Raw genomic sequence first — 7,390 nt, 5'->3', positions numbered from 1 at the left:
CAGACTTCCGGCTGGTCGCTGACTGCGCAGGACGTGTTCAACAACGTGACGCGCACCTGCATCGAGGCGATGGCGGCCACCCAGGGCCATACGCAGTCGCTGCACACCAATGCGCTCGACGAGGCGCTGGCGCTGCCCACCGATTTCTCCGCCCGCATCGCCCGCAACACGCAGCTGTTCCTGCAGCAGGAAAGCGGCACCACGCGCATCATCGATCCGTGGGGCGGCTCCTATTACGTGGAGCGCCTGACGCAGGAACTCGCGGACAAGGCCTGGGGCCATATCCAGGAAGTCGAGGCGCTTGGCGGGATGGCGAAAGCCATCGAGGCCGGCATTCCGAAGCTGAAGATCGAGGAAGCCGCCGCCCGCACGCAGGCGCGCATCGATTCAGGCCACCAGAAGATCATCGGCGTGAACGCCTTCAGGCAAGCGGACGAGGCTTCCATCGACATCCTGAAGGTCGACAACGCCGCCGTGCGCGCGAGCCAGATCGACAAGCTCAAGCGTCTCAAGGCCGAGCGCAAGCAGGCCGAGGTGGATGCGGCGCTGCAAGCCCTGTCGCAGGGCGCGGCATCGGGCCAGGGCAACCTGCTCGACCTCGCGGTGAAGGCCGCCCGCGTCAAGGCGACGGTGGGTGAGATTTCCGACGCGCTCGAACAGGTCTGGGGCCGTCACCGCGCCGAGATCAAGGCGATCTCGGGCGTGTACAAGCGGGAGGTCGGCATGGCGTCACCTGCCGTGGAAAAGGTGCGGCAGCTCGTGGACCAGTTCGAGCAGGACGACGGCCGCCGCCCGCGCATCCTCGTCGCCAAGATGGGCCAGGACGGGCATGATCGCGGCCAGAAGGTGATCGCCTCCGCCTTTGCCGATCTCGGCTTCGACGTGGATATCGGCCCTCTCTTCGCGACCCCTGCGGAAGCAGCCCGCCAGGCGATCGAGAACGACGTGCACATCATCGGGGTCTCGTCGCTCGCCGCAGGGCACCTCACCCTGGTGCCGGAGCTGAAGAGCGAACTCGCGAAATATGATCGCGACGACATCATGATCGTGGTCGGCGGCGTGATCCCGCCGCAGGATTTCGATGCGCTGACGCAAGCGGGAGCCTCGGCCATCTTCCCGCCCGGCACCGTCATCGCGGATGCCGCCGTCGATCTCATCGGCGAGCTGAACCGCAGGCTCGGATACGAGCCGCAAAAGGCGGCGGAATAGAGGCACTATCTTACGGAGTGCTGGCGCGGACCTTCATCACCTCCCCTCCCTAACCCTCTCCCACTCGGAGGAGGGATTTTGCGCGTCCACTCACCCTGCCCGCCGTGCGTGCTGCCAGCCCGCATCCAAAGCCGCAAGCGCCTCGCTGAGCCGCTTCTTCGCCCGCTCGATCTCGCTGTCCTTGATGGCGTCGAGATCGAGGAAGAGGTCCATGCCCGTCACGTGCTCGATGATCACCTGCTGCCTCTGCGCCAGCTCGCCCAATAACCCCTCGACCATGTAAGGCACCACCTCGCGCCGGATGCCCTTCATGACGATGGGATCGAGCGGCTTGGCACGCACCATGTCGCGCACGAGGGCATAGGTCTCGTAGCTCAGGCAGATGCCGCCGGGTTCGGCGATCGATTGAAGCCGTGCGGCGAGGTTCGCCTCGGCGCCGATGATCGTGTAGGCCATGCGGTCGTTGCTGCCGAAATTGCCCACGTTGCAGAAGCCGGTATTGATGCCCATCCGCACCTGCATGGGCGCTTCAAGGCCGCGCTTGCGCCAGACCGCGTTCAGCTGCTCCATGCGGTGCTGCATATCGACCGCCATGCGAAGGCAGGCCCTCGCATCCTCCTCGACGCCCTTCGTCTCCGGATCGCCGAAGAAGATGAGGATGGCATCGCCGAAGAACTTGTCGATGGTCGCGCCGTGCTGGAGCGCGACGGCGGACATTTCGGTGAAGTAGTCGTTGAGGAGCTCCGTCAAATCCTCCGGCTGAAGCCGCTCGGAAATGGCGGTGAAATCCTTGATGTCGGAGAAGAAGATCGTGAGCTTCTTGCGCTCGGTGGCAATCGATACGTCCTTCTGCCCGCTGAAGATGCTCTTATAGACCTGCGGGGAGAGGTATTTTGCGAGCTTCAGCGAGATCCCGGCGAGGAAATCGTTCGCGTCCGTGAGCTCCTGGTTCATCCCGTTGATGAGCCTCGCCTGGCGCTTCTGCAGGATGATGATGGCAAGGCCCGCGAGCGAGGCGAGGATGAGGTATGACAGCGAGTATTTGAACGAGAACGCATTCGCGAAAATCGGCTGCGTCACCGAGATCTCCTGAATGCCACGCACGTCGCCGACCTTCCAGTCCGTCTTCGGGCTTTCGGGATGCGTGTTGTGGCAGCTCACGCAGACTGGACCCATGATGACGGGAGCAGCCGTTCTCACGCTCTGATCGAAGAGCGAGCCGGACACGTCCACGATCTTCTGCTCGGGATGAGCCCTCAAGCTCGTGATGGCGTTGCGCTCGAAAGCGTCGAGCTGGTGCGGCGGGCGTCCCTTGAAGGTCATGTCGGAGACAAAGCGGTATTTCGCCGATCCGTCATGGGCGCTGATGCGCTGGCCGAGCTCGATGGACAACGTCGCGGGAATGGGGATGGCACCCTTCACGTCGCGGTAGTTATGGGTGACGGTGACCGGTCCGTCCGCCTCCAGCACACGCGCCACCACGTCGCTGCCGTAGAAGCCGCGCATGTCGTCGACGATCCGGCTGATCTCACTCGCCTGCATCCGCATCATCCGCTCCGAGAGGATGCGCAGGTCGAGCCACACGGCGAGAGGCAGGCCCAGAAGCCCCAGCACGACGGCTGCGATCAGCAGCGGACCCATGATCCGCTGTGAATAGGAATGACGCTCACCCAGGACAGCCATGGATCGGCCTCAACCGTGGAACGAGGAGACTGATCTTTTGCCTTTGGAGCCCAAGGATCAACCCTTTCCTGCGGCAAAGGTGGGGTATTTCAGGGCGATGGGGCTCTTCGTGTGACCTGCATCACGTTGGCGGGGCCAAGCTTAGCGGATGCATTACCGCGCCCGCTCGATGGCCCGCTTTACCACCTGCTGCACGTCCTTGTTGGAGAGGAACAGGTCGTGGTTGATGATGCCGCCGCCGAATTCGGATGCATCGGCCACGCGTACGCCCAGAGATTCCAGCCTCTCGCGATCCGCCGCACCGGCGCGGATGATGCCGCCTGCGAGGCGGCTCGACACGGCGAGCGCCCGGTCGTTGGTGGAGCTGATGACCGTGATCTTGCGGGCATCGGGGCCAAGCCGTTCGAGGCCGCGTGCGAAAAGGTCGATATCGATATCGGGCGCGGCGAGAACCACGGCGCCGATGCGCTCCATGGCGTTCGGGCCGCCGGAAGCGCGCAGCATCCGCAAAGTCTCGAGGGTCAGAAGCGTGCCCATGGAATGGGCCACGATATGGATGCGCCCGCCGCTCGGCGTCTGTGCCATGGCGGTGAGCAGGTCCTCCAGCGCATCGCGGGACCACATGGCGGCCTCGCGGTCGGCCACGTAGCTGAAGGTGGAGGCGGCGGACGGCCAGGTGAACAGGCCGGTCGCGCCGGAAAAGCGGATGCCCTCGGAGAGATCGATGGTGGAGGTCGCCGCCGTCTCGAAGCTCTCGCGATAGCCGTGGATGTAGAGCAGCAGATCACGCCCCAGGGCTGCCTGGGCGAAGGCCTGCGCCGCGTTGTTGCGGGTGATGGAATCGACCTTGGCGATGCTCCATTCGGAGCTGCCGATCAGCGAGTCCGACGGCGGCGTGAGGCGTGCTTCCGCATAGACCATGTCGGGCGCGCGCTCGCTGCTGAACCATGGCTTGCGCGCGGGATCGCCGACGGGCATCCGCGTGGTCGCCACCAGGAGCTTCGGGTCCTTCGATAGGCCCGGCGGCGGGGACAGCAAGGGGCTCAGCGCCGAATCGTCGCCTCCAAGGCAGGCTGAGAGCGTAAGCGCGGTGCAGCAGACAACGGCGAGACGGGAGATGGAGCGCAGCATGAGCCTGGATGGAATCCGAGTCGGAAAAGGAGACACTGCTGTTTTGTCCCCGATCATGGCGGGCGCAAGGCAGAGCCGGCTTTCTCCCGTGTCCTTGGCCCGACATGGTAAACCATTGGTGAACGGGAGCGTCAGCCTGCCCGCTTGATGCTTGGCGGCAGGCTTCATAATTTCGTTGTCATGGCCTTCCTGCTTCGCGTCCTCCTCGTCATCGTCGGTTTGTTTCTCCTCCCCCTCGGGGCCCATGCCCTGTGGTTCGCCCTGCGTGACGACATCGCGCCGAGTTGGCGCTCCGCCGATTGGTCGAGCGCGGAGCTGTTGCGGCCCGCGCCTGAGAACCCCCAGGCCATCGTGGCGGTCTATGCGGCGCGGGTGGGCCGCTGGCGTGGGATCTTCGCCCATCACACCTGGATCGTGGTGAAAGAACCCGGCGCCGGGCAATATACCCGCTACGACAAGGTCGGCTGGGGCAGCCCCGTGCGCACCAACGGCTGGGCGCCGGACGGGCGCTGGTTCGGCAACGCCCCTTACCCGGTCGTGCTGATCGAGGGTGAGGCCGCGGAGCGCCTGATCCCGCAGATCCGCCAGGCGGTCGCGAGCTACCCTTACGCGACCTACAGCGCCTACAATGCCTGGCCCGGCCCGAACTCCAACACCTTCGTGACTCATGTGCTGCGCTCCGTGCCCGAACTGGACGCGGCCCTGCCGCCGACGGCCCTCGGCAAGGATTGGCGTCCGCTGGAGGACATCGTGGGCCTGACGCCCAGCCGCACCGGCATCCAGGTTTCACTCGGCGGCTATGCGGGCGTCGCGCTCGGTTGGGTCGAAGGCCTGGAGCTCGATTTCATGGGGCTCGTCGCCGGAATCGACATCCGCCGCCCGGCCATCAAGGTTCCTGCCTGGGGAAGGTTCGGCATGGACCCGATCACGTGGTGAAAGCGGGAAGAGAATCCGCTACACCTCTTCCATGACCGGGGGCTCGCAGAAGAAGAATCCAGTAACGGCCGAGGCCGTGGCGCGGGGAGACCGCGCCGCGCTGGCGCGCGCCATCACCCTCATGGAGTCCCGCCGCGCTGACCATCGCGAGGCTGCCCGCGCCTTGCTTCAAGAGCTGATGCCCCGCACCGGCAAGGCGGTGCGCATCGGCATTACGGGCGTGCCCGGTGTGGGCAAATCCACCACCATCGACAATCTCGGCAGCATGCTGACCGAGAGGGGCCACAAGGTCGCTGTGCTCGCTGTCGATCCCAGCTCCACCCGTACCGGTGGCGCGATCCTCGGGGACAAGACCCGCATGGCGCGGCTCTCCGCCGACCCGAACGCCTTCATCCGTCCCTCCCCGTCCTCCGGGACGCTGGGCGGCGTGGCGGCCAAGACCCGCGAGACGATGCTTTTATGCGAGGCGGCGGGCTTCGACGTGATCCTCGTGGAGACGGTGGGCGTCGGCCAATCCGAGACCGCCGTGGCCGACCTCACCGATTTCTTCCTCGTACTCATGCTGCCGGGCGCGGGCGACGAATTGCAGGGCATAAAGAAGGGCATTCTGGAACTGGCCGACATGATCGCCGTCAACAAGGCGGACGATGCCGGCATGAAGGCCAAAGCCGCCGCCGCCGAATACAAGGCCGCCCTGCACATCCTGAGCCCCGCCTCGCCCACCTGGACGCCGCCGGTGCTGACGATCTCTGGCCTGACCGGTCAGGGCCTCGACGACCTCTGGTCCAAGGTCCTCGACCACCGCAAGCGCGTGGAAGCTACCGGCGAACTCCAGGCCAGGCGCCGAGCCCAGGACACCAAATGGATGTGGGCCCTCGTCCACGAACGCCTGCACGAGCGGCTGACGCATGATCCGATTCTGAAGAAGCGGGTGCCGGAGATCGAGAAGGCGATTGCGGAGGGCGCGCTTTCGCCCAATGCGGGTGCAAGCGAGATCGTGAAGCTTCTGGGGATCTGAAGGCTTCAGGATATCGGCTTATCCCATAAGCGTCGGGCTCACCTGAATACCTCCGACCTCGATGCCGTTCCAGTTCTTGAACACCGGCTGCGCCAGCGCGGAAACGGCTTCCCGCTCGTTGTCGCTCATGGGCAGGAAGCGCAGCGCGAGCGCGCCCATCATGGCCTCGGCCGCGCGCGCATGGCCGTCATCGGCTTTCAACGCGACGCCGTATCCGAGTTCCGGGAAAGTCGCGCAATAAACGCCCTCGGCACCGACTTTGACGAAAGCGCGCTCGCCGAGGATCTCCATGAGCTTCGTGTCGAAGCGGCCCGTACCGGCCACCATGAAAGGATGGCGTGCGACAGCCTTGCGGATGCGCTCGGCGGCGGCTTTTCCCTCGCCCGAGAGCCCGTGGCCCGTGCCGAACCGGGCAAAGCCGAAGGCGAGCGAGGGAAGCGGGATGGCATAGGTCGGGATCGAGCAGCCGTCGATGCCGCTCTTGTCGTCCGTATGGCAGGCGCCGGTGATCTCCTCCAGCGCCTCGCGGACGCGCCGCTGCACCGGATGGCCGGCGCTCACATAGCCGCGCGGGTCATCGCCGAGGCCGCAGGCGAGGCAGATGAAGCCCGCATGCTTGCCCGAGCAATTGTTGTGCAAGGCGCTCGGCGTCTTGCCGCTCGCTGCGAGCTGGCGGGCCGCCGCCTCCCCCATGGGCCAGTGAGTGCCGCATTCCAGGCAGCTCACGTCCCGCCCTGCCTTGGCCAGCATGGCAGCCGCCACGCGCGCATGGTCGGGCTCGCCGGAATGGGAGGCGCAGGCAAGCGCGATCTCTTCATCGGTCAGGCCGTATTTGTCCGCGATGCCGGTCTCGAGCAGTGGCAGGGCCTGAAGCGCCTTGACTGCGGAGCGCGGAAACACGCGCCGGTCCACGTCGCCGATCGACAGCACGATCCCGCCATCGGCATCGACTACCGAAACGCTGCCCCTGTGGCGCGATTCGACCAGCTGGCCCCGCGTGACCTCGACAAGAAATGGGTTATCCATGAATGCCCCGATGTGAAAACGGCGGTCTTGTGAGCGCCCTTTGCCCGGATGTCAAAGGGGAGATTGTTGCAAAGCCCTATTATTCCTCGATATCGTGCGGCTTGCGGCCCGGACCGGCAGGCCCTAAACCCTCGCTTTGAGACAAGGGGAGATCCCGATGCGAATAGCGATGATTGGCTCGGGCTATGTGGGCCTGGTATCCGGCGCCTGTTTTGCCGATTTTGGCCATGACGTCTGYTGCGTCGACAAGGACCCGGCCAAGATCGAGGCCCTCAACCGCGGCGAAATCCCCATCTTCGAGCCGGGGCTCGCCGAACTCGTCGCCAAGAATGTGCGCGAGGGCCGCCTCACCTTCACCACCGAGCTGGCAGGCCCCGTCAAAGCCGC

6 protein-coding genes and 1 pseudogene are annotated in these 7,390 nt (G+C 65.4%); 4 read left to right on the top strand and 3 right to left on the bottom strand.

From position 1 onward, the window contains the following. The coding region (locus AB4Y85_RS19250) for a methylmalonyl-CoA mutase family protein (protein ID WP_441986516.1) at nucleotides 1-1,209 on the top strand (1,209 nt) is incomplete at its 5' end. Between the two features lie 90 nt (nucleotides 1,210-1,299). On the opposite strand, the gene AB4Y85_RS19245 is transcribed toward AB4Y85_RS19250, so the two are convergent. Together AB4Y85_RS19245 and AB4Y85_RS19240 are read right to left on the bottom strand one after the other, a co-directional pair. Further along, on the bottom strand, nucleotides 1,300-2,892 hold the full coding sequence (locus AB4Y85_RS19245) for an adenylate/guanylate cyclase domain-containing protein (protein ID WP_441986515.1): 1,593 nt from the start codon (nucleotides 2,890-2,892) through the stop codon (nucleotides 1,300-1,302). A gap of 153 nt (nucleotides 2,893-3,045) precedes the next feature. Continuing rightward, complete coding sequence (locus AB4Y85_RS19240) at nucleotides 3,046-4,023, bottom strand: alpha/beta hydrolase (RefSeq protein ID WP_441986514.1); 978 nt, start codon at nucleotides 4,021-4,023, stop codon at nucleotides 3,046-3,048. A gap of 180 nt (nucleotides 4,024-4,203) precedes the next feature. Between AB4Y85_RS19240 and AB4Y85_RS19235 the strand changes: the two genes are divergently transcribed. Then, complete coding sequence (locus tag AB4Y85_RS19235) at nucleotides 4,204-4,959, top strand: DUF3750 domain-containing protein (RefSeq protein ID WP_441986513.1); 756 nt, start codon at nucleotides 4,204-4,206, stop codon at nucleotides 4,957-4,959. A gap of 31 nt (nucleotides 4,960-4,990) precedes the next feature. Next, a complete protein-coding gene (gene meaB, locus AB4Y85_RS19230) occupies nucleotides 4,991-5,977 on the top strand; it encodes a methylmalonyl Co-A mutase-associated GTPase MeaB (RefSeq protein ID WP_441986512.1) in 987 nt (328 codons plus the stop codon). An 18-nt stretch (nucleotides 5,978-5,995) separates the two neighbouring features. On the opposite strand, the gene AB4Y85_RS19225 is transcribed toward meaB, so the two are convergent. Then, on the bottom strand, nucleotides 5,996-7,003 hold the full coding sequence (locus AB4Y85_RS19225; protein WP_441986511.1) for an asparaginase: 1,008 nt from the start codon (nucleotides 7,001-7,003) through the stop codon (nucleotides 5,996-5,998). Between the two features lie 157 nt (nucleotides 7,004-7,160). On the opposite strand from AB4Y85_RS19225, the pseudogene AB4Y85_RS19220 reads away from it, so the two are divergent. Next, nucleotides 7,161-7,390, top strand: a pseudogene (locus tag AB4Y85_RS19220) (UDP-glucose 6-dehydrogenase); the annotation flags it as partial.

This window comes from Microvirga sp. 2YAF29 (assembly GCF_052114605.1).
GTDB lineage: Bacteria > Pseudomonadota > Alphaproteobacteria > Rhizobiales > Beijerinckiaceae > Microvirga.
Note: the sequence above shows the minus strand (reverse complement) of the source record. Positions and strands in the feature narration are given on the sequence as shown.

What these genes read in the sequence shown, in the direction of transcription:
- AB4Y85_RS19240 (WP_441986514.1), bottom strand. Translation starts at nt 4,023, where the DNA reads ATGCTGCGCTCCATCTCCCGTCTCGCCGTTGTCTGCTGCACCGCGCTT.
- AB4Y85_RS19235 (WP_441986513.1), top strand. Translation starts at nt 4,204, where the DNA reads ATGGCCTTCCTGCTTCGCGTCCTCCTCGTCATCGTCGGTTTGTTTCTC.
- AB4Y85_RS19245 (WP_441986515.1), bottom strand. Translation starts at nt 2,892, where the DNA reads ATGGCTGTCCTGGGTGAGCGTCATTCCTATTCACAGCGGATCATGGGT.
- meaB (WP_441986512.1), top strand. Translation starts at nt 4,991, where the DNA reads ATGACCGGGGGCTCGCAGAAGAAGAATCCAGTAACGGCCGAGGCCGTG.
- AB4Y85_RS19225 (WP_441986511.1), bottom strand. Translation starts at nt 7,003, where the DNA reads ATGGATAACCCATTTCTTGTCGAGGTCACGCGGGGCCAGCTGGTCGAA.